This window comes from Methylobacterium sp. Leaf106, assembly GCF_001422895.1.
GTDB classification, from domain to species: Bacteria; Pseudomonadota; Alphaproteobacteria; order Rhizobiales; family Beijerinckiaceae; genus Methylobacterium; species Methylobacterium bullatum.
In genome coordinates, this window is sequence record NZ_LMNB01000035.1 from 26,584 (window position 1) to 47,047 (window position 20,464).

The following is a 20,464-nucleotide window of genomic DNA, read 5'->3' on the forward strand; positions in this document are numbered from 1 at the left end:
ATTGAGGGAACGACGATCATGCGTATCCGATGCCCCCATTGCGGGCCCCGTGACAACGGTGAGTTCAGCTATCTCGGCGACGCCGCGCCGATCCGGCCCGACGGCATGGAAGCGCAGCCCGTCGCCATGCACGACTACGTCTACCTGCGCGACAACCCGGCCGGCCCCCATCGCGAGCTCTGGTATCACGGCGCCGGCTGCCGCTCCTGGCTCGTGGTCGACCGGGATACGCGAACCCATGAGATCACCGGGGTGTCCTCCGCCCGCGACGTCGCGCTGAGCCGCCGGACAGGAGAGGTCGCATGACCACGATCACCCTTCGGGACACCGCTCTCCCGGGCGTTGCCGCGCCAGCAACTTTCACCGGCCAGGACTTTCGCACCGCGACCGGCGGGATGATCGACCGCCGCCGCCCCCTGGACTTCACCTTCGACGGCCGCCGCTACAGTGGGTTCCAGGGCGATACCCTGGCCTCGGCGCTGTTGGCCAATGGCGTGAGGCTCGTGGGCCGGTCGTTCAAGTACCACCGCCCGCGCGGCATCCTCACCGCCGGTTCGGAGGAGCCGAACGCCCTCGTCGAGCTGCGTTCGGGCGCGCGCCGGGAGCCGAACACCCGCGCCACCGTGGCCGAACTCTACGAGGGGCTGGAGGCGTCGAGCCAGAATCGCTGGCCGTCGCTGAAATACGACGCCCTCTCGGTCAACGCCCTAGCGGCGCCGGTCTTCGCGGCGGGGTTCTACTACAAGACCTTCATGTGGCCGGCCGCTCTGTGGGAGAAGCTCTACGAGCCGATGATCCGCCGCGCCGCCGGCCTCGGCCGGGCTGCTCATGCGCCGGATCCCGACACCTACGACAAGGCCTTCGCGTTCTGCGACGTGCTGGTCATTGGGGCCGGACCGGCCGGGCTCGCGGCGGCCCTGGCCGCCGGACGCTCGGGTGCGCGCGTCATCCTCGTCGACGAGGATCACCGGATGGGGGGGCGCCTGCTCGCCGACCGGCGCGAGATCGCCGGGCGATCCGGTGCGGATTGGGTGGCGGATGCCCTCGCCGAACTGGAATCCATGCCGGAGGTGCGCATCCTTCCCCGGACTACCCTGTTCGGGGTCTACGATCACGGTGCCTACGGGGCGGTCGAGCGCGTCGGCGATCATCTGGCCGTGCCCCCCGCCCATGCGCCGCGCCAGCGCATGTGGCGGATCACGGCAAGGCAGGCCATCCTCGGTGCCGGAGCCATCGAGCGCCCGCACGTCTTCGGCGGCAACGATCGGCCCGGCGTGATGCTGGCCGGCGCGGTGCGGACCTACCTCAACCGATACGGCGTGCTGCCGGGGCGGAACGTGGCCGTCTTCACCTCTGGTGACGACGGCTGGCGCACCGTGGCCGATGTCGTCGCGGCCGGCGGGCAAGTCGCGGCGGTGATCGATTCCCGCGCATCGGTACCGACCGAGCTGCGTCGGGCGGCCGAGGCAGCCGGCGCGCAGGTGATCTGCGACGGCTACGTCACCGGCACGAAGGGGCATCTCGGCCTGGAGGCGATCGAGGTGGTGGACACCTATGGCAGCCGCCAGACCATCGCCTGCGACTGCCTCGCCATGGCCAATGGCTGGAACCCGATCGTGCATCTCGATTCGCATCTGTCGCGGCGCCCGGTCTGGGACGAGGCGATCCATGCCTTCGTGCCGGGTGCGCTTCCCTCCGGCATGGTGGCCGTCGGGGCGGCGGGCGGAGCCTTCACCCTCGCTTCCTGCCTGGAGACCGGCGGCCGGGCCGGTGCGGAGGCCGCCTCAGCCTGCGGGTTCGCCGGCGCCGCGCCCGAGACTCCGAAGACCGACCCCGAGAGCATCGCCCATACGCCGCTCTGGCGCGTGCCGGTCTCGAAGGGCAAGGCCTTCGTCGATTTCCAGAACGACGTGGCCGCTTCGGATGTGGAACTCGCCCATCGGGAGGGCTTCCGCGCGGTGGAGTTGCTGAAGCGCTACACGACCCTCGGCATGGCCACCGACCAGGGCAAGACCTCGAACCTCGCCGGGCTCGGCATCATGGCGGAGCTCACCGGCCAGCCGGTCGCGAGCGTCGGCACCACGATGTTCCGGCCGCCCTTCACCCCCGTCGCCATCGGCGCCTTCGCCGGGCATCACCGGGGCAAGGATTTCCGGGCGACCCGGCACGTCCCCTCCCATGCCTGGTGCGAGGAGCAGGAGGCGGTCTTCGTCGAGACCGGCCTGTGGCTCCGCCCGGCCTATTTCCCAAAATCCGGCGAGAACGACTGGCTGGAAACGGTCAATCGCGAGGTGAACACGGTGCGCGCCCATGTCGGCATCTGCGACGTGACGACGTTGGGCAAGATCGACATCCAGGGCCGGGACGCCCTCACCCTCATCGAGCGGGTCTGCGCCAATCCCTTCGGCACGCTGCCCGTGGGCAAGGCGCGCTACGCCGTACTCCTGCGCGAGGACGGTTTCGTCCTGGACGACGGCACCATCGCGCGGCTGGGCGAGAGCCATTTCGTGATGACGGCCTCTACGGCCAACGCTGGAAAGGTCATGCAGCACCTCGAATTCTGCCACCAATGGCTGTGGCCTGAACTCGATGTGCAGATGGTTTCGGTGAGCGAGCAATGGGCGCAATACGCCGTAGCCGGCCCGCGCGCCCGCGACACGTTGCTGGGCATCGTCGATCCCGGTTTCGACCTGTCGAACGAGGCCTTCCCCTTTCTGGCCTGTGCCGACGTCACGGTGGGCGGGGGCATCCCCGCGCGGCTGTTCCGCATCTCGTTCTCGGGCGAGCTGGCCTATGAACTCGCCGTCCCGGCGGCGTATGGCGATGCCGCCTGGCGGGCGGTCATGGCGGCGGGCTCGGCCCACGGCATCACGGCCTACGGCTCGGAGGCGCTCTCGGCGATGCGCATCGAGAAGGGCCACGCGGCCGGTGCCGAGATCAACGGCCAGACGACGGCGCGGGACATCGGCCTCGGCGGCATGCTGGCCAAGAAGAAGGACTATATCGGCCGCCTGATGAAGGAACGCCCGGCCCTCGTCGATCCCGAGCGGCCGATCCTCGTGGGTTTCCGCCCGGTCGATCGCAGCCAGCGCCTACGCGCGGGGGCACGTTTCCTCGCCGTCGGCGCCGCCCCGAGCCTCGCGGCCGATGAGGGCACCATGACCTCCGTCGCCTATTCACCGAGCCTCGGCCACTGGATCGGGCTCGGCCTGATCCGCCGCGGCCCCGAGCGTCATGGGACACGGGTGCGCGCCTACGATCCGGTGCGCGACGAGGATATCGAAGTCGAGATCTGCTCACCGGTCTTCGTCGACCCGAAAGAGGAGAAGCTGCGTGTCTGATGCTATCGAGACGACATGGCGGCCGAGAAGTGCCTGGGCGGGAATCGCACCGGTTGGTCGGCACGGACGTCCGGGCGGAGAGCCCGGCCTCCGTCTGACCCTGCGCGAGGAATTCGGCCTCGCGACGCTGATCGCGGTGAAGGGCCGGACCGACGCCCTGCGGCAGGTCTTGGACGAGCGCTTCGGCTGGTCGCTGCCCGATACCGGTACCGCTAGCCTGACGGGAGAGCGGGGATTGGTCTGGTCCGGACCGGATCAATGGCTCGCGCTGTTCGAGACGCGGAGGGAGATGGCCGGCCTCGTCCAGGCCTTGCAGGGGCTCGCTGCGGTCACGGACCAGAGCGACGCCCGCGCGATCGTCCGCGTGTCCGGGCCGGACGCCCGCGCGTTCCTCGCCAAGGGCCTTGCCATCGACCTTCATCCCCGTGCCTTCCAGCCGGGGCAGGTCGCCGTCACCGCCCTTGCGCATATGAGCGCGCAGGTCTGGCAGCGGGACACTTCCCCCACCTATGATCTCGCCGTGGCACGCAGCTTCGCCGGCAGCGTCTGGTCGTGGCTGAGCCATGCCGCGGACGAGTTCGGCTACGACGTGCGCAACTCGACGCCTTGAGCCGAGGCAGTGGTTCAGCCGCGGGGGTAGACGATGATGGACAGGTAGGTCATCGGCGTCTTGATCAGTTTGGCCGGCCCGTGGGACGCCGCCGAATCGAACAGCAGCGAGTCTCCCGGCTGAAGCGTGTAATCGTGCTTGTCGTGACGATAGACGACTTCGCCGGTCAGCATATAGATGAACTCGGTCCCCGCATGCCGAAACCCGGTATAGGATTCGGCATCGTTTTCCAGTGTGATCAGGTAGGGCTCGACGACGATTTCACCGCGCAGGCCCGCCCCGAGAAGCTCGTAGAGATGGCCGGCTTTCGTCCCGCGCCGCTCGATGACGACACCCTGTCCGCGCTTGACGAAGGAGCAGTCGCGGCTCTCCTCGAAAGCCGAGAACAGAACGGTGATGGGCACGTTCAAGGCCTTCGCGACGGCATTGATCGACGACAGGGACGGTGAGATCTGCCCGTTCTCCATCTTGGAGATCATGCCTGGCGAGATCCCGGCAGCTGTTCCAAGATCGACCACCGAGAGGTCCCGCTCACGACGCAGGTGCCGGATCTGGTGGCCCAATGCCCGCTCGAGGCTTCGTTCCTGATCGGTCGGTGCATTGGAGGCAGTGTTCAGCATCGTTTCCAAGCAATCTCATCGCAACGTCGGTCGTTCGAAAGCACGTCTCGTTCCTCGGCACCGCCGATTCCATCACGACAGGTCGTCGATCGCCAGCGAGGAGCGATCGCCGCGGACCTGTCGCAGGCGCGTCGGCTCTCGCCGAAGGGGGCGCTAGGGCGTGCGGTTGGCGGCCATGTCTCCGTCGAGGAAGTGTAAGTCCTCAGGCCGTGCATGACTATGTGGCATCACGAGCGGTCATCGCGATGCGTGGAGCATGCTGCCGGTGCGCCGGAACCCCGATCCGTTGCACTCTCTACCTCCATGCGCTCCCGAACCCAGCGACCGCCCGCCTACCGTGTTTCTTTTGAAGAAATAATTGTTCCCGAGATTGACCCCTGCGGGTGATCCATGCGACCAGTCCTTTCAAGGGACGGTTCGGCGTGGAGACCAAGTATGTGCGGTATTGTCGGGTTGTTTCTGAAGAATCCTGATCTGGAGCCTCGTCTGGGGGCTCTGCTTTCGACGATGCTCGAGACGATGACGGGGCGTGGTCCGGACAGTGCGGGCTTTGCCGTCTACGGGGCCGACGGGGCCGGGGTGAAGCTGACCCTGCGTGGAGCCGACAAGGCATCGCTCGCCGACGCGGTAGCCCGCCTCGAGAGCCGGCTGGGGCGCGGCGTCGAGGCGGTGGCGCGCGACACCCATACGGTGATCGACGTTCCGGCGGCTCTCGAGGGCGACGTGCGTGGCTTTCTCGGTGCCGAGGCGCCCGGCATCGACGTGGTCAGTGCCGGCCGGCGGATGGAAATCTACAAGGAGGTCGGGCTGCCGGCCGCCGTCGCCGCGCGGTTCGATCTCGCCGGCATGACCGGCACCCACGGCATCGGCCATACCCGCATGGCCACCGAAAGCGCGGTCACCACCAACGGCGCTCATCCGTTCTCCACCGGCATCGACGAATGCCTGGTCCATAACGGCTCGCTGTCGAACCACAACGACATGCGCCGCCGCCTCAAGCGCGAGGGGCTCACCTTCGCCACCAAGAACGACACCGAGGTCGCGGCCGGCTACCTGAGCTGGCGCATGCGAGAGGGCGCGTCTCTCAAGCAGGCCTTGGAGTCGAGCCTGTCGGATCTCGACGGCTTCTTCACCTTCGTGGTCGGCACCGAGACGGGCTTCGCCGTCGTGCGCGATCCGATCGCCTGCAAGCCGGCGGTGATGGCCGAGACCGACGACTACGTGGCGTTCGGCTCCGAGTACCGGGCCCTCGTGGGTCTACCCGGGATCGCCTCCGCCCGCGTCTTCGAACCCGAACCCGCCAAGGTCTACGCCTGGGAGCGTCACTGATGTCGTCCTACGATCTCAACCAGGCGCCCCTGCGCGACCTCAACCGGGCATTGCATGCCCTGCGCCCCGATACCAACGAGACCCACTGGACCATCACCGGTCCGGATGGCCGCCACGCCATCGCGGTGGGCCTGGATGCGCCGATCTCCGTCGAGATCGAGGGGAATGTCGGCTATTACTGTGCCGGCATGAACAAGCTCGCGAGTGTCGTGATCAACGGCAATGCGGGCGTGGGTGTCGCCGAGAACATGATGTCGGGCTTCGTCCATGTGCGCGGCGACGTCAGCCAGTCGGCCGGCGCCACGGCGCATGGCGGCCTCCTCGTGGTCGACGGCAATGCGGGCGCGCGCTGCGGCATCTCGATGAAGGGCATCGACATCGTCGTGAAGGGCTCGATCGGCCACATGTCGGCCTTCATGGCCCAGGCCGGAACTCTCACCGTGCTCGGCGATGCCGGCGAGGCTTTGGGCGATTCCCTCTATGAGGCGCGGCTCTACGTGCGCGGCTCGGTCAAGAGCCTGGGCGCCGATTGCATCGAGAAGGAGATGCGCGACGAGCACCGCGAGCAGCTCTACGCCAAGCTCCAGGCCGCCGGCCTCGCCGGCGAGGTCAGCCCGTCGGAGTTCCGGCGCTACGGCTCCGCCCGCCGCCTCTATCATTTCAACGTCGACAACGCCGGAGCCTACTGATGGCCGAGACTCCCAAGGACCCGACCCTCAAGGATGCGCGTCCCCTGCCGCGCACCAAGCCCCGCTTCTCGGCGACCTTCACCCCCGACGTGATGTCTGAGATCCGCCGCGCCGCCGCCACCGGCATCTACGATATCCGTGGCGCGGGTGCGAAGCGCAAGCTGCCGCATTTCGACGACCTCCTCTTCCTGGGCGCCTCGATCAGCCGCTACCCGCTGGAGGGCTACCGTGAGCGCTGCGGCACCGAGGTTGTGCTGGGCGCACGCTTCGCCTCGAAGCCGATCCACCTCAAGACCCCGATCACCATCGCGGGGATGAGCTTCGGCTCGCTCTCGGCCCAGGCCAAGGAAGCGCTCGGGCGCGGAGCGACGCTGGCCGGCACCTCGACCACGACCGGCGACGGCGGCATGACGCAGGAGGAGCGCGGGCATTCGCAGACGCTGGTCTACCAGTACCTGCCCTCGCGCTACGGCATGAACCCGGACGACCTGCGCAAGGCGGACGCGATCGAGATCGTCATCGGCCAGGGCGCCAAACCCGGCGGCGGCGGCATGCTGCTCGGCCAGAAGATCACCGAGCGTGTCGCCGGCATGCGCTGCCTGCCCCCGGGCGTCGACCAGCGCTCGGCCTGCCGCCATCCTGACTGGACCGGGCCGGACGACCTCGAGATCAAGATCGAGGAACTGCGCGAGATCACCGATGGCGAGAAGCCGATCTACGTGAAGGTCGGCGCCTCGCGGCCCTATTACGACACCGCGCTCGCCGCCAAGTCCGGCGCCGACGTGGTCGTGCTGGACGGCATGCAGGGCGGCACGGCAGCGACGCAGGACGTGTTCATCGAGCATGTCGGCATCCCGATCCTGGCGGCGATCCGCCCCGCGGTGCAGGCGCTGCAGGACCTCGGTCTGCACCGGAAGGTGCAGCTCGTGGTCTCGGGCGGCATCCGCTCGGGAGCCGATGTGGCCAAGGCCCTGGCGCTCGGCGCCGACGCCGTCGCCATCGGCACGGCGGCGCTCATCGCGCTGGGCGACAACGATCCGCGCTGGGAGGCCGACTATCAGGCCCTCGGCACCACCGCCGGAGCCTACGACGATTGGCACGAGGGCAAGGATCCCGCCGGCATCACCACGCAGGACCCGGAACTGGCCAAGCGCCTCGACCCCGTCCTCGCCGGCCGGCGGCTGGCCAACTACCTCGCCGTGATGACCCTGGAGGCGCAGACCATCGCGCGCGCCTGCGGCAAGAGCCACCTGCACAACCTCGAACCCGAGGACCTCGTGGCGCTCACCATCGAGGCCGCCGCCATGGCGCAGGTGCCGATGGCCGGCACGGGCTGGATTCCGGGCAAGACCGGCTTCTGAGCACAACGAAGGGCCGTCCCACGGGGGCGGCCTTTCCCTTCGACAGCACGGCCGAGCGGGCCGCCCGATTCAACGCAGGGTGACGCCATGAACACGGATCTCGAAACCGTCGCGAAAGAGCGCGGCATCAAGTACTTCCTCGTCTCCTACACGGACCTGTTCGGCACGCAGCGCGCCAAGCTCGTCCCGGCCGCCGCCATCGCCAGCACCTGTAGGAACGGCGCCGGGTTCGCAGGCTTCGCCACCTGGCTCGACATGAGCCCGGCCGATGCCGACCTCCTCGCCGTGCCCGATGCCGCCGGCCTGATCCAGCTGCCCTGGAAGCCGGAGGTCGGCTGGCTGCCCGCCGACCTCGTCATGGGCGGCAAGCCGGTGGAGCAGGGGCCGCGCAACATCCTCAAGCGCCTGATCGCTGAGGCGGCCCGTGACGGTTTGCAGATGAAGACCGGCGTCGAGTGTGAATTCTTCCTGATCACGCCGGACGGTTCCGAGCCGGCGGACATGGCCGACCGGCAGATGAAGCCCTGCTACGACCAGTCGGCCCTGATGCGCCGCTACGACGTGATCACCGAGATCTGCGACGCCATGCTGGAACTCGGCTGGAAGCCGTACCAGAACGACCACGAGGACGCGAACGGGCAGTTCGAGATGAACTGGGACTACGACGACGCCCTGGTCACCGCCGATCGGCACGCCTTCTTCAAGTATATGACCCGGTCGATCGCCGAGAAGCACGGCCTGCGCGCGACCTTCATGCCAAAGCCCTTCATGGACCTGACCGGCTCCGGCTGCCACGCCCACGTTTCGCTCTGGAGGGGCGACCGCAACGTCTTCGCCGATGCGTCGGACGAGATCGGAATGTCGCGGGAGGGCTACCACTTCATCGGCGGGCTCATCCACTCCGCCGATGCGCTCGCCGCCATCACCAACCCGTGCGTGAATTCCTACAAGCGCATCAATGCCCCGCGCACCACCTCCGGCGCGACCTGGGCTCCCAACACCGTGACCTATACGGGCAACAACCGCACCCACATGATCCGCATCCCCGATGGCGGGCGCTTCGAGTTCCGCCTCGCCGACGGTGCGGCCAATCCCTACCTGCTCCAGGCGGGCCTCCTCGCCGCCGGCCTCGACGGCCTGCGCAACCGGCGCGATCCGGGCCAGCGCCTCGACATCAACATGTACACGGACGGCCATACGGTTGAGGGCGTCAAGTGTCTGCCGCTCAACATGCTCGACGCCATGCGGGCCCTCGAGAAATGCGACGTGCTCAACGAGGCCTTGGGCTCGTTCGTGCCGAGCTATCTCAAGCTCAAGACCGAGGAATGGAACGCCTATTCGCGCCACCTCACCCAGTGGGAGCGCGACACCACGCTCGACTGCTGAAGCCCGGACCACCCGCCGGTCCCGACGGGGAAAGTCGCGCGAGTTGCCCCCGCCCTCGCGCGGAAAGGGTTCCCGGCCGAAGGGATTCCGGCGGGATCATGCTTGATTAGAACCAGACTGAAGGACATATCGCTTCCGGTTGCCGGTCCCGAGATTTGGGTGCATGAACCGGCTGATCTCGGCTTTTCGGTCCGAAACAGACGACGACGGGCGGGAAGAGCTCTGTGGACCACGACGACAGCAGCGCAGGAATCGAGGCCGACCGTCGTGCGGCCCTCGTGCGCTACGGCATCCTCGATACGGAGGCCGAGGCGGATTTCGACGATATCGTGAAGGCCGCGTCGGCGGCCTGCGATATGCCGATTTCCCTGATCTCCCTGCTCGACGGGGACCGCCAATGGTTCAAGGCCGAGACGGGATTCGGTCAGCGGGAGACCCCGATCTCCTCTTCGATCTGCCGCCATGCCGTCCAGGAGCAGGACGCGGTGTTCGTGATCCCCGACACGACCCGCGACGAACGAACCTCCGCGAACCCGTTGGTCACCGGCGACTCGCATGTGCGCTTCTATGCCGGTGTGCCTCTGCAGACGTCGAAAGGCGTCACCCTCGGCACGCTCTGCGTCCTCGACACCAAACCGAACAGCCTGACCGCGGCGCAGAAGCTGATCCTGCAGACGCTGGCCAAGCAGGTGATGGCCCTGCTCGAACTGCGCCGTGCCCTGCAGGACCGGCGCGAGAGCGACCGGCTCAACAAGGCGATCCTGGAGAGCGCCGTCGATTACGGCATCATCTCCATGGATCTGTCCGGCCGGGTGACGAGCTGGAACACCGGCGCGGAACGCGTCATCGGCTGGAGCGAGGCCGAGATGCTCGGCGAGCCCGCCCATGTCTTCTTCACCCCCGAGGATGTCGAGACCGGCGCTCCCGAGCAGGAGATGGGTACCGCACTGCTGCACGGGCGGGCTAGCGACGAGCGCTGGCACCGGCGCAAGGACGGGACCCTGTTCTGGGGCCTCGGCGAGATGATGCCGCTCAGGAACGAGGACGGACATCCGGAGGGATTCATCAAGATCCTGCGCGACCGCACGGAACAGCGCCTCGCGAACCAGAAGCAGCGCGACGACGCGGAATTCATGCGCAGCGTCCTCGCCTCGTCGGCCGATTGCATCAAGGTGATCGACCTCGACAACCGCCTGACCTTCATGAGTGAGGGCGGGATGCGGGTGATGGAGGTGAGCGACTTCAACGCGATCCAGAACTGTCCCTGGCCGGATTTCTGGCAGAACCAGGGCAATGCCGACGCCTATGCGGCCCTTGCTGCCGCCAAGGCCGGGGGAACGGGCCATTTCCAGGGTCAGGCCAACACCATGGCGGGTAATCCCCGCTGGTGGGACGTGCAAGTCACCCCGATCCTCGATGCCGAAGGACGCCCCGAGCGGCTGCTCTCGGTCTCCCGCGACATCACCGTCCAGAAGACCGCCGAGCAGCGGATCAGCGCCAGCGAGGCGCGCTGGCGGGGCCTGTTCACCAGCATGCAGGAAGGGTTCTTCCTCGGCGAACTCGTTCGCGACCGGGCCGGGCGGGCCTGCGATTACCGCTTCCTGGAGATCAACCCGGCCTTCGCTCGGCAATCGGGCCTGTCGGAGCAAAGCGTCGGCCGTACCGTTCGAGAGCTCGTTCCCGAGATCGACCAAGGGCTGATCGACCGGTATGCGAGCGTGGTCGATACCGGCGAACCGAGCCTGTTCGAGATCACCGTGCCCGGCCTCGGCCGGACCTTCGAGGTCCGCGCCGGACACGAAAGCGGCCAGCGGTTCAGCTGCCTCTTCCTCGACGTCACCGAACGCAAGCAGGGCGAGACCCGTCGGCTCGCCATCGCGGAGCTCGGCGACCGCCTGCGCGACCTGAGCGACCCGGAAGCGATCGCGTTCGTCGCGGCAGAGATCACGGGCCGGACCCTGGGACTGTCCCATTCCGGTTACGGAGCCGTGGACCAGGAGCGCGAGACCATCGTCGTCGGTCGAGGGTGGTCGGCGCCCGGCCTCCCCGGCATCGACGGAGCCCGCGAGTTTCGGGAATACGGCTCGTGTATCGACGCGCTGAAGGCTGGAACGGCGGTTCTGATCGAGGATGCCGCCGCGGATCCGCGCACCGCATTGGATGCGGTTTCGCTGAACGACATCCGCATCCGTTCGTTCGTCGACCTGCCGGTCATGGAGCACGGACGATTCGTCGCCGTATTCTACGCAGCCAAGGACGTCCCGCACGCCTGGAACACCGAAGAGATCGGTTTCATCCGCAACATCGCCGACCGGACACGTGCCGCCATCGCGCGGATCGAGGCGGAGGCGCAGCAGCGCGTCCTGAATCTCGAACTCAGCCACCGCATGAAGAACATGTTGGCGATGGTGCAATCCATCGCCACTCAGACCATGCGGAACGCCACCGATGTAGTGAGCGCCAAGGAGGTGCTGGCGGGGCGTCTGATCGCGCTGGGCAAGTCGCACGACCTGCTACTGGGCGGGTCGCTCGGCGATACGCCCCTGAAGACGCTGATCGAAAGTGCCCTGGAGCCTCACAAGGACAAGCCAGACCGTTTCTCCCTTCGCGGGCCGGCCCTGAATGTGGGTGCCAAGGCCGCGATGTCACTGGCCCTCATCCTCCATGAGCTCGCGACCAATGCCGCCAAGTACGGCGCCCTCTCCACTGCCAAAGGCAGCGTCTCCATCGTCTGGGAGATCTGTCGGAGCAAGGGCGAGGGCGGCGATCAGGTGCTGCTGCGCTGGATCGAGGCCGGAGGGCCGCCGGTCAGTCCGCCCACCCGCACGGGGTTCGGCACGCGCTTGATCGGGCGGGGACTTGCCGGCAATTTCGGCGGCGAGGTCTCCCTCGATTACCGCACGGCCGGTGTGGTCTGTACACTCGAAGCGTCGCTGAAAGGTCTGCAGGCCGTGGATACGCCGCCCGACTTCCGTTGAGGCGATAGCAGGGAAGCGGATGCCGCTCTCCCGAAAAGGGGATGCCGGGCAGGGCCGGCCTCAGTCCGCGCGGATCTGGGCCGCGCCGGGATCCTTGGAATTGAGCGCGCAGCCGCAGGCGAACACCCTGGCGCCGCTGTCGGCTCCCCGCGAGACCGCCTCGCAGGTGAGAAGATGCCGGAGCTGCGCCTCCAGCTGATCCTTCTGATACGGCTTCTGCATCACGGGTACAGCCTGATAGGCCGGCTCCAGTCCGGCCGAGCCGTAACCTGTGGCGAACAGGAACGGGATGCAGCGCTCGAACAGCTGATCGGCTACGGGATAGCTGCGCGTCTCGCCGAGATTCACATCGAGGACGGCCGCATCGAAGTCGCCGGCCTGAAGCCGCCGCAGCGCCTGGTCGAGGCGCATGGCGACAACGACCTCGCAGCCGAGATCGAGAAGCATGTCCTCGGCGAGCATCGCGACGAGGCTTTCGTCTTCCACCAGCAGGACCCGGCGTCCCTCCAGGATACTCATGAGACCGGACGCCCCGTCACGACATCCTGTCCATGCCATCCCAGCGCGGTCAGTGGGATGTCGAGGCGGCACACGAGTCCGGCCGGTGCGAAATCGATCTCGGCGCTGCCGTCGAATTCCAGCGGCAATTGCCGCTCGATCAGCCTCGAGCCGAAACCCCTGCGGGTCGGAGGGACCACTTCCGGGCCGCCCGTCTCCGTCCAAGTGAGGGACAGGCGTTCGCGCCCGCCATCGGACGTCAGCGTCCATGTCACTGCGACGCGGCCTTCGGGAACTGAGAGGGCGCCGTATTTGGCGGCGTTGGTCATCAATTCGTGCAACGCCATCGCCAGCGTCACGGCGACCTTGGGGTGGAGGCGGGTATCCGGGCCGGTGATGTTGAACCGCGTCCCGTCGGTCTCCGCGACCGCATGGGGTGCGATCGCCCGCTCGACGACACCGATGAGGCTGGCGCTCTCCCAATTGGATTCCGTCAGGACGTTGTGGGCGTCCGAGAGCGCCGCGACGCGGGCATCGAAGACGGCGCGGGCCGGCTGGTCGGCGACGTTGCGGAAGGTCTGCGCCGCGATGGACTGGACGGTGGCCAGGGTGTTCTTCACCCGGTGGTTCAACTCGTTCGTCAGCAATTTCTGCCGCTCGGCCGCCGCCTTCTCCTCCGTGATGTCGCGGACTTCGATGATCGTGCCGATGATCTTGGCCGCATCGTCGCGGATCGGGCTCGCGGTGAAGCCGACTGGGTAGAAATGCCCGTCCTTGTGGACGAACACCTCTTCGCCGCGTTCCTGGTTGTTCTCGGGGAAGGCACGGTCGATGGCGCATTCCTCTAACGGGAACGGACGGCCATCGGGGTAGGTGTGGTGGACGATGTCGTGCAGCGGACAGTCGCGCGCGAGCACCTCTCCGACGCTGAATCCGGTGAGCAATTCGGCAGCGCGGTTCATGTAGACGCAGTGCTGCCGGTCATCCATCAGGAAGATCGCCACCGACGCGTTGTTGAGCACGGCGTTCAGCCGGCGCTCGGTCTCGTGGAGCTGCGACCCGCGGCGCAGGGTCGGCAGGGACATCGAGGCTTCGGCGGAGGAAACGAGTGGCGGCCGGGTCGGCACGAGGCAGGCTCTCTGCAAGGTTGGGTGGGCACCCGATGGCGCACCGCAATATCCTAACGGCTTCGATAGGGTTCGGCGAGGAAAGATCGGCCGATCCCCGATATCCCCGCGCACCGACATGCGAAAGCGTGAGGGGCGGCGGTTTGTTCCGCGCCACGGGCTTCGGCAAGCGATCCGGTGTCGAAACGCAGGCGGCAGCGAGAATTCTCTGGGATGGCACACCGCCGTCGTGCCGGACGATCGCATCGCGTCGGTCCTACTCTCCTGACTGAGGAGGGGGGATGAATGGAGCGGCCCCGTAAGGCAGGTCGGGTGGGGATCGTATGAGAACGGTTGGACGCCATGCCGCAAGCCGGGATCGGGATTAGACTCTTGATCGGCATGGGATCCGCCCGAGTTCCCGGCGCATGCCAAACTCTCCCGTCCCCCACACCACCATCCCCGGCCCATGCACGGTGGTCTGCCTGCATTTCCTTGGGGGAAGCGCGCGGGAATGGGAGCCGGTCGCGGCTCTTCTCGATGGCGTCGCTCGCGTTGTGGCGCTTGATCTGCCCGGTTTCGGCGATGCCGCCGCCATGTCCGGCTACTCGGTGGCGGCGATGGCGGATCATGTGGCGGCGGGGATCGCCACCGCTGATCCCGGTGGTCGATGGTATCTCGCTGGCCATAGCATGGGCGCGAAGGTCGCCCTGGCCCTCGCCCGGCGCGCCGAGGATGGTGCACCGGATCTGGCGGGGCTCGCCGGGCTGGTGCTGCTGGGCGGTTCACCGCCGAGCCCCGAGCCGATGTCCGACGACAAGCGGCGGGAGATGATGGAATGGATCTCCGCGGATGCGGAGACCCGTCGCCGTAAGGCCGGAGAGTTCGTCGATCAGAACACCGGCGCTCCCCTCGGCGAGCCGCTTCGGACCCGCGCGGTCGAGGACGTTCTGCGCGCCTCTCCCGCCGCCTGGACGGCGTGGCTGCACGACGGCTCCCGCGAGGATTGGAACCGCCGGATCGGCATCCTGCGCATGCCGGCCGTGGTCGTCGGCGGAACCGAGGACGCCGATCTCGGCGCCGCCGCGCAGAAGGCCCTGACCCTTCCCCACTTGGTCCATGGTCGGCTGGTGGCCCTCGATGGCGCAGGACACCTGCTGCCGCTGGAGCGGCCGGAGGCCGTGGCCGACCTCATCGCGGGTCTCGTCTCCGAGGAGCCGCTTACGAAGTCCGACGCACCGACCGTGCCGGAGCCCTATCGCGCACTGATCGAAACCGACCGGGTGAACACGCGCCTGCGTACGGCGCTCCTCGCCCGCGCCGAGCCCGACGACCCGGCCTACCAGCCCGGATGCCTCGACCCGGTCGAACTCGCGCAGCTTCGTGCCGTAGTGGACAGGGTGTTGCCGCAGGACGGCATGGGCCGGATCGACATCGGGGCACGGATCGAGGCCCGGCTCGCCGCTGGAACCGGGGATGGATGGCGTTTTGCCAAGCTGCCGGCGGACGGAGCGGCCTACCGCGCTGCCCTGCGAACCCTGGATGCCGCGGCGCGATCCGTTTACGCGATGGGCTTCCTGTCCCTCGAAGGCGGTGAGCAGGACGCCTTCCTGCGGGCCGCCGCCGCCGGCGAGCCGCTGTCGCATGATGTGCCGGAGGATGGGCTCGATGCCGAAGAGATGACCTTGTGGTTCGAGGATCTGCGCAGCGACGCGGTGCGGATCTATCTCGCCCACCCCGCCAGCCTCGCCCGGATCGGCTTTTCCGGGATTGGCGCGGGCGGCGACGATGCGGAAACCCTGCCGGGCTTCGTGCGCGTCGGCATCGGTGACCCGGAACCCTGGGAATCCGCCATCCTCGGGGAGGCCGGACGATGAAGCTCGATGCGATGCGTCGCTACGCAACCACCGACATCGTCGATGTCGTCGTTATCGGTACGGGCGCGGGGGGCGCGCCGGTGCTCGCCCGCCTCGCGGCGGCCGGGCTCAAGGTCGTCGCCCTGGAAGCGGGGCCGAACTTCGACCCCGCGCGCTTTGCCTTCGACGAGACACTCGCCGACGAGATCTACTGGACCGAGGAGCGCCTCAGCGGCGGTTCGACGCCGGAGGCCTTCGGCGCCAACAACAGCGGCACCGGGGTGGGCGGCTCCACCCTGCATTGGGGCGCCTTCACCCCCCGCGCCGACGAGCGCGACCTGCGCCTCTACTCCGAGACCGGGATGGGGGTGGATTGGCCCCTCGGTTACGACGACCTGCGGCCGTTCTACGAGCGTGTCGAGGCGTTTATCGGCGTGTCCGGCCCCTCCCGGTACCCCTGGGATCCCGGCCGGCGCTATCCTCTCTCGCCGGTCCCGCGCAACGCGCCGGCGCAGGTTATGGGCCAAGCCTGCGACCAGCTCGGCATTCGAACCGCCGACTCGCCTGCAGCCGTTGTCTCGGGTGATTTCCCCCAGGAGGGCGGTGCCCTGCGCCGGGGCTGCATCAATTGCGGATATTGCCACCAGGGTTGCCGCAATGGCGCCAAGACCAGCATGGACGTCACCTACCTGCCGCATGCCGTCTCCAACGGCGCGGAAATCCGTCCCGATTGTCGCGTGCACGGACTCGAGCGCGACCGCGAGGGCCGGATAACGTCGGTGATCTACCGGCACGACGGCATCGATCACCGGCAGCGTTGCGCGGCGGTCTATCTCTGCGCCGGCGCCGTGGAGACGCCCCGGCTCCTCCTGCATCTCGGGCTCGCCAACGGCAGCGGCCAAGTCGGGCGCAACTATATGGGCCATGTGGCGACCCAGGTCTGGGGCACGTTCGAGGCCGAGATGCGGATGAACCGGGGCTATCCCTCCTCGCTCATCAGCGAGGACATGGTCCGCCCCGCTGATGCGGATTTCGCCGGCGGCTACCTGATGCAGAGCCTCGGCGTCCTGCCCGTCACCTGGGGCAACTCGGTGGCGCGGGGGCGCGGCCTGTGGGGGCGGGAGCTGACCGAACATCTCAATCGTTACAACCACATGGCGGGCATCGGGATCAACGGCGAGACCCTGCCCTGCGACGCCAACGTGCTGGTGCTCGCCGACGAGGTGGACGCGTTCGGGATGCGCAAGGCGCAGATCGATTTCGGCTATTCCTCGAACGAGGACCGGCTGAACGCCCATGCGACGCGGACCATGAAGGCGATCTGGGAAGCTGCCGGCGCCACCGACATCTGGGTGCTGGAGCGCGTCGCGCACACGATCGGGACGTGCCGGATGGGCCGGAGCGGCGACAGCGCCGTGGTCGATCCCCAGGGCCGGAGTTTCGAAATCCCGAACCTCTGGATCAGCGACGGATCGACCTTCCCGAGTTCGCTGGCCGCCAACCCGGCGCTGACCATCATGGCCCTGGCCCTGCGCTCGGCCGAGGCGTTCCTGGGCCATCCCTCCTGACGATTCCTGAGGAACGCCACCGCCATTCCCCGGTTGGATTCACCGCAACGCGACGAGGTTTCAAGCGCCATGACCACGAAGATTTCCACGACGAATGCCCGCGCGGGTGCGCATGGCGAAATCGGCCTCGCCAAGGGTGAGCGGGTCGCCATGCGGATGTGGCGCCACGAGCCGCCGACAGACGACAAGCCGAGCGCCAGCCGACCCTACGAGACGGTGGGCTACGTCATTTCCGGCCGGGCCGAACTCACGGTCGGCGGCGAGACCGTGACCCTGGAGCCCGGCGATTCCTGGCTCGTCCCGGCCGGGGCCGAGCACACCTACACGATCCTCGAAGAGTTCACGGCCGTCGAGGCCACCGCCCCGCCGGCCGCGTAGCCTTTCATACCTGCCGCACCCAAGGCGGCGGCGTGAGACCAGACATGAGAAGGGCCGGATCGATCACGATCCGGCCCTTTTCGCTATCCGTTCCCGAAGGAAGACCCGTCCTACGCGCCGCCCCATTGCATGGTCAGGCCACCATCCACCACGAGGGTATGGCCGGTGACGTAATCGGCATCGTCCGAGGCGAGGTAGAGGATCGCCTTGGCGATCTCGTCGGGCTGGCCGGCGCGGTGCCACGGGATGCGTTCCAGGGAAGCTTCGAGCTTCTCGGGATTCTCGAACCGGTCGCTGGTCATCGGCGTCTCGATCAGGCCGGGGGCGACGTTGTTGACGTTGATCTTGTCCTCGGCGAGCTCACGCGACAGGCTCCGGCAGAGGGAGCCGACACCGGCCTTCGACATGCCGTAGGGTGCGCTTTCCGGCGTCGGCAGGTGCTGGGCCACCGAGGAGACGATGACGATCTTCCCCCGCCCGCCATGGGCCCGCCGGACCTTGATGAAGGAGCGGGCGCAGAAGACCGGCCCCATCAGATTGACCCGCAGGATCTGTTCGAGCTTGCCGTCGTCCATCTCGGCCACCGGCATGCCGCTCATGGCCTGACCGGCATTGTTGACGAGGATGTCGAGGACGCCGAACTCGGCGGCCACCTTGGCGAAGGTCGCCTCGACGGAGGCCGGGTCGCCGACATCGTCCTGGATCACCAGGCATGTGCGCCCGGCGGCCTCGACCCGGCGCGCGGTCTCCCGCGCGCCGTCCGCGTCGGTGTTGTAGGTGATCGCCACGTCCGCGCCTTCGCGCGCGAACAGCTCGGCCGCAGCCTGTCCGATACCGGAATCCGCCCCGGTGATCAGAGCGCGTTTGCCCTGCAACTTCATGTCTGTCCCATCCGTGCGAGAAGGGGTGCGCGGGCATCACGTGGCCGGCGATCACCCGTGATCTTCAGGACAATGGGCACGGTAAAACCCGGTTCCCGGGGTGCGGCATCGTCGGGGAGGGGCGTCCCTCCCCGGGCTCAGGTGATGACGCTCGGCTCGCTGCGCCCTGTGATGCCGGCGATGTCGGCGATGTCGCGCGCCGCCTGGACGACAGGGGCGAGGACGGAATCCGGCGCCAGGTCGAGCCGGTCCGGCGCGTTCTCGTAGCGCTCGATATAGACCCTCAGCGTCGCCCCCGCCGTGCCGGTGCCGGAGAGCCGGTAGACCACACGGGCATCCTCGGCGAAGCTGATGCGGATGCCCTGCTGCGCCGTCACGGAGCCGTCGACCGGGTCGACATAGCGGAAATCGTCCGCTGTGGAGACGGTGAGGTCGCCGAACCGGCGGCCGGGCAGGCTCGCGACCTGCGCGCGCAACCCCTCCATGAGGCGGTTGGCGCTCTCGGACTCGATCTCCTCGTAATCGTGGCGGGTGTAGTAATCGCGGCCGAACGAGGCCCAATGCTCGCGTACGATGGCATCGGCGCGCTTGCCCGTCGCCGCCAGGATGTTCAGCCACAGCAGCACGGCCCAGAGCCCGTCCTTCTCGCGGACGTGGTTCGAGCCGGTGCCGGCGCTCTCCTCGCCGCAGAGGGTGATGAGGCCGGCATCGAGGAGCGTGCCGAAGAACTTCCAGCCCGTCGGCGTCTCGTAGGCGGGGATGCCGAGCGAGGCGGCGACCCGGTCGGCGGCGCGGCTGGTCGGCATCGAACGGGCGATGCCCGAAAGGCCGGAGGCGTAGCCCGGCGCGCGATGGGCATGGGCGGCGAGGATCGCCAGGCTGTCGCTCGGGGTGACGAAGAGGCCGGGCGCCACGATCATGTTGCGGTCGCCGTCCCCGTCCGAGGCCGCGCCGAAATCCGGCGCGTCCGCGCTCAGCATCAGCTCGTAGAGTTCGTGGGCGTGGACCGGGTTGGGGTCGGGATGATGGCCGCCGAAATCCTCCTCCGGCGTGCCGTTCACCACCGTGCCGGAAGGGGCACCCAGCGCCCCTTCCAGGATGGCGGTGGCGTAGGGACCGGTCACCGCGCTCATGGCGTCGAACCGCATCCGGAAGCCGGAGGCGAACAGGCGGCGGATCGCATCGAAATCGACGAGTTCCTGCATCAGGGCCGCGTAATCGGCCACCGGGTCGATGATGGACACGACCATGCCGTCGATCCGAGCCTCGCCCACGGTGTCGAGGTCGAGATCGGCCGCGTCGGCGATACGATACTCGGTGATCGCCTTCGTGCGCTCATAGATGGCGGCGGTGACGGATTCCGGCGCCGGTCCGCCATTGGCGGCGTTGAACTTGATTCCGAAATCCCCGTCCGGTCCGCCGGGATTGTGGCTCGCCGACAGGACGATGCCGCCGATCGCGCCATGCTTGCGGATGACGCAGGAGGCCGCCGGTGTGGAGAGGAGCCCTGCTTTGCCCACGAGAACCCGGCCGAAGCCGTTGGCGGCGGCGAGCTTGAGCGTCGTCTGCACCACCTCGCGGTTGAAGAAGCGGCCATCGCCGCCCACCACCAGGGTCGCACCCTCGCGGTCGGGGATGATGTCGAAGATGGACTGGACGAAATTCTCGACGTAGCGGGGCTGCCGGAAGACGGGGACCTTCTTGCGAAGGCCCGACGTCCCCGGCTTCTGGTCGGAGAATGGCGAAGTCGGCACGTGCCTCGAAGTCATCCGCGAAAGCCCCTCGTTGTCGGCCTGCGATGTTCACACCTCTCGCGGGTACGACGGAGTCCCTCTCCTTCCAAGAGAAGTTGCCTGCCGCGCC

Annotated in this window: 16 protein-coding genes; 11 read left to right on the plus strand and 5 right to left on the minus strand. The window is 67.9% G+C overall.

Annotated elements, in window-relative coordinates; genetic code table 11:
- Window positions 1-18: 18 nt before the first annotated feature.
- From ASF34_RS20390 to ASF34_RS20400, 3 genes are read left to right on the plus strand one after another with little or no spacing between them, the layout of a single operon-like run.
- Window positions 19-306: a sarcosine oxidase subunit delta gene (locus ASF34_RS20390; RefSeq protein WP_056164073.1), complete on the plus strand. Its 288-nt coding sequence runs from the start codon at window positions 19-21 to the stop codon at window positions 304-306.
- Window positions 303-3,341: a sarcosine oxidase subunit alpha family protein gene (locus tag ASF34_RS20395; protein ID WP_056164076.1), complete on the plus strand. Its 3,039-nt coding sequence runs from the start codon at window positions 303-305 to the stop codon at window positions 3,339-3,341. The genes ASF34_RS20390 and ASF34_RS20395 overlap by 4 nt, the downstream gene beginning before the upstream one ends.
- Complete coding sequence (locus tag ASF34_RS20400) at window positions 3,334-3,951, plus strand: sarcosine oxidase subunit gamma (protein ID WP_056164079.1); 618 nt, start codon at window positions 3,334-3,336, stop codon at window positions 3,949-3,951. Before ASF34_RS20395 ends, ASF34_RS20400 begins: the two co-directional genes overlap by 8 nt.
- A gap of 14 nt (window positions 3,952-3,965) precedes the next feature.
- Here ASF34_RS20400 and ASF34_RS20405 read toward each other — a convergent pair whose 3' ends face one another.
- The gene (locus tag ASF34_RS20405) at window positions 3,966-4,571 is read right to left on the minus strand and encodes a helix-turn-helix domain-containing protein (protein ID WP_056141207.1); all 606 of its coding nucleotides are present in this window, start codon (window positions 4,569-4,571) and stop codon (window positions 3,966-3,968) included.
- Window positions 4,572-5,006: 435 nt separating this feature from the next.
- On the opposite strand from ASF34_RS20405, the gene ASF34_RS20410 reads away from it, so the two are divergent.
- The 5 genes from ASF34_RS20410 to ASF34_RS20430 all read left to right on the plus strand — a co-directional run bounded on the left by ASF34_RS20410 (window position 5,007) and on the right by ASF34_RS20430 (window position 12,314).
- Window positions 5,007-5,900: a class II glutamine amidotransferase gene (locus ASF34_RS20410; RefSeq protein WP_056164082.1), complete on the plus strand. Its 894-nt coding sequence runs from the start codon at window positions 5,007-5,009 to the stop codon at window positions 5,898-5,900.
- Window positions 5,900-6,589 (plus strand): protein glxC, encoded by a 690-nt coding sequence (locus ASF34_RS20415; protein ID WP_018045584.1) that lies wholly within the window; start codon window positions 5,900-5,902, stop codon window positions 6,587-6,589. Before ASF34_RS20410 ends, ASF34_RS20415 begins: the two co-directional genes overlap by 1 nt.
- Window positions 6,589-7,950 carry an FMN-binding glutamate synthase family protein gene (locus ASF34_RS20420; protein ID WP_018045583.1) on the plus strand — a complete coding sequence of 454 codons (1,362 nt, stop codon included), beginning with the start codon at window positions 6,589-6,591 and terminating at the stop codon, window positions 7,948-7,950. Before ASF34_RS20415 ends, ASF34_RS20420 begins: the two co-directional genes overlap by 1 nt.
- A gap of 87 nt (window positions 7,951-8,037) precedes the next feature.
- Complete coding sequence (gene glnT / locus ASF34_RS20425; RefSeq protein WP_056164085.1) at window positions 8,038-9,336, plus strand: type III glutamate--ammonia ligase; 1,299 nt, start codon at window positions 8,038-8,040, stop codon at window positions 9,334-9,336.
- 224 nt (window positions 9,337-9,560) lie between these two features.
- Window positions 9,561-12,314: a PAS domain-containing protein gene (locus ASF34_RS20430; RefSeq protein ID WP_056164088.1), complete on the plus strand. Its 2,754-nt coding sequence runs from the start codon at window positions 9,561-9,563 to the stop codon at window positions 12,312-12,314.
- Window positions 12,315-12,374: 60 nt separating this feature from the next.
- Here the strand turns inward: ASF34_RS20430 and ASF34_RS20435 are convergent, their stop codons facing one another.
- Window positions 12,375-12,833: a response regulator gene (locus ASF34_RS20435; RefSeq protein WP_056164091.1), complete on the minus strand. Its 459-nt coding sequence runs from the start codon at window positions 12,831-12,833 to the stop codon at window positions 12,375-12,377.
- Window positions 12,830-13,897, minus strand: coding sequence for a sensor histidine kinase (locus tag ASF34_RS20440; RefSeq protein ID WP_018045579.1), 1,068 nt, complete (start codon window positions 13,895-13,897; stop codon window positions 12,830-12,832). Before ASF34_RS20440 ends, ASF34_RS20435 begins: the two co-directional genes overlap by 4 nt.
- 449 nt (window positions 13,898-14,346) lie before the next feature.
- Between ASF34_RS20440 and ASF34_RS20445 the strand changes: the two genes are divergently transcribed.
- The 3 genes from ASF34_RS20445 to ASF34_RS20455 all read left to right on the plus strand — a co-directional run bounded on the left by ASF34_RS20445 (window position 14,347) and on the right by ASF34_RS20455 (window position 17,720).
- Window positions 14,347-15,795, plus strand: coding sequence for an alpha/beta hydrolase (locus ASF34_RS20445; protein WP_056164094.1), 1,449 nt, complete (start codon window positions 14,347-14,349; stop codon window positions 15,793-15,795).
- A complete protein-coding gene (locus ASF34_RS20450; protein ID WP_082494247.1) occupies window positions 15,792-17,342 on the plus strand; it encodes a GMC family oxidoreductase in 1,551 nt (516 codons plus the stop codon). Before ASF34_RS20445 ends, ASF34_RS20450 begins: the two co-directional genes overlap by 4 nt.
- A gap of 69 nt (window positions 17,343-17,411) precedes the next feature.
- Window positions 17,412-17,720, plus strand: coding sequence for a cupin domain-containing protein (locus ASF34_RS20455; RefSeq protein ID WP_018045576.1), 309 nt, complete (start codon window positions 17,412-17,414; stop codon window positions 17,718-17,720).
- 110 nt (window positions 17,721-17,830) lie between these two features.
- On the opposite strand, the gene ASF34_RS20460 is transcribed toward ASF34_RS20455, so the two are convergent.
- Window positions 17,831-18,601: an SDR family NAD(P)-dependent oxidoreductase gene (locus ASF34_RS20460; RefSeq protein ID WP_056164097.1), complete on the minus strand. Its 771-nt coding sequence runs from the start codon at window positions 18,599-18,601 to the stop codon at window positions 17,831-17,833.
- Between the two features lie 137 nt (window positions 18,602-18,738).
- On the minus strand, window positions 18,739-20,370 hold the full coding sequence (locus ASF34_RS20465) for an alpha-D-glucose phosphate-specific phosphoglucomutase (RefSeq protein ID WP_056164100.1): 1,632 nt from the start codon (window positions 20,368-20,370) through the stop codon (window positions 18,739-18,741).
- Between the last annotated feature and the right edge of the window lie 94 nt (window positions 20,371-20,464).

Bases quoted from the DNA above. Each gene is read 5' to 3' on its own strand.
- ASF34_RS20390 (WP_056164073.1), top strand. From the start codon at position 19: ATGCGTATCCGATGCCCCCATTGCGGGCCCCGTGACAACGGTGAGTTC.
- ASF34_RS20395 (WP_056164076.1), top strand. From the start codon at position 303: ATGACCACGATCACCCTTCGGGACACCGCTCTCCCGGGCGTTGCCGCG.
- ASF34_RS20405 (WP_056141207.1), bottom strand. From the start codon at position 4,571: ATGCTGAACACTGCCTCCAATGCACCGACCGATCAGGAACGAAGCCTC.
- ASF34_RS20410 (WP_056164082.1), top strand. From the start codon at position 5,007: ATGTGCGGTATTGTCGGGTTGTTTCTGAAGAATCCTGATCTGGAGCCT.
- ASF34_RS20415 (WP_018045584.1), top strand. From the start codon at position 5,900: ATGTCGTCCTACGATCTCAACCAGGCGCCCCTGCGCGACCTCAACCGG.
- ASF34_RS20420 (WP_018045583.1), top strand. From the start codon at position 6,589: ATGGCCGAGACTCCCAAGGACCCGACCCTCAAGGATGCGCGTCCCCTG.
- glnT (WP_056164085.1), top strand. From the start codon at position 8,038: ATGAACACGGATCTCGAAACCGTCGCGAAAGAGCGCGGCATCAAGTAC.
- ASF34_RS20435 (WP_056164091.1), bottom strand. From the start codon at position 12,833: ATGAGTATCCTGGAGGGACGCCGGGTCCTGCTGGTGGAAGACGAAAGC.
- ASF34_RS20440 (WP_018045579.1), bottom strand. From the start codon at position 13,897: ATGTCCCTGCCGACCCTGCGCCGCGGGTCGCAGCTCCACGAGACCGAG.
- ASF34_RS20445 (WP_056164094.1), top strand. From the start codon at position 14,347: ATGCCAAACTCTCCCGTCCCCCACACCACCATCCCCGGCCCATGCACG.
- ASF34_RS20450 (WP_082494247.1), top strand. From the start codon at position 15,792: ATGAAGCTCGATGCGATGCGTCGCTACGCAACCACCGACATCGTCGAT.
- ASF34_RS20455 (WP_018045576.1), top strand. From the start codon at position 17,412: ATGACCACGAAGATTTCCACGACGAATGCCCGCGCGGGTGCGCATGGC.
- ASF34_RS20460 (WP_056164097.1), bottom strand. From the start codon at position 18,601: ATGAAGTTGCAGGGCAAACGCGCTCTGATCACCGGGGCGGATTCCGGT.
- ASF34_RS20465 (WP_056164100.1), bottom strand. From the start codon at position 20,370: ATGACTTCGAGGCACGTGCCGACTTCGCCATTCTCCGACCAGAAGCCG.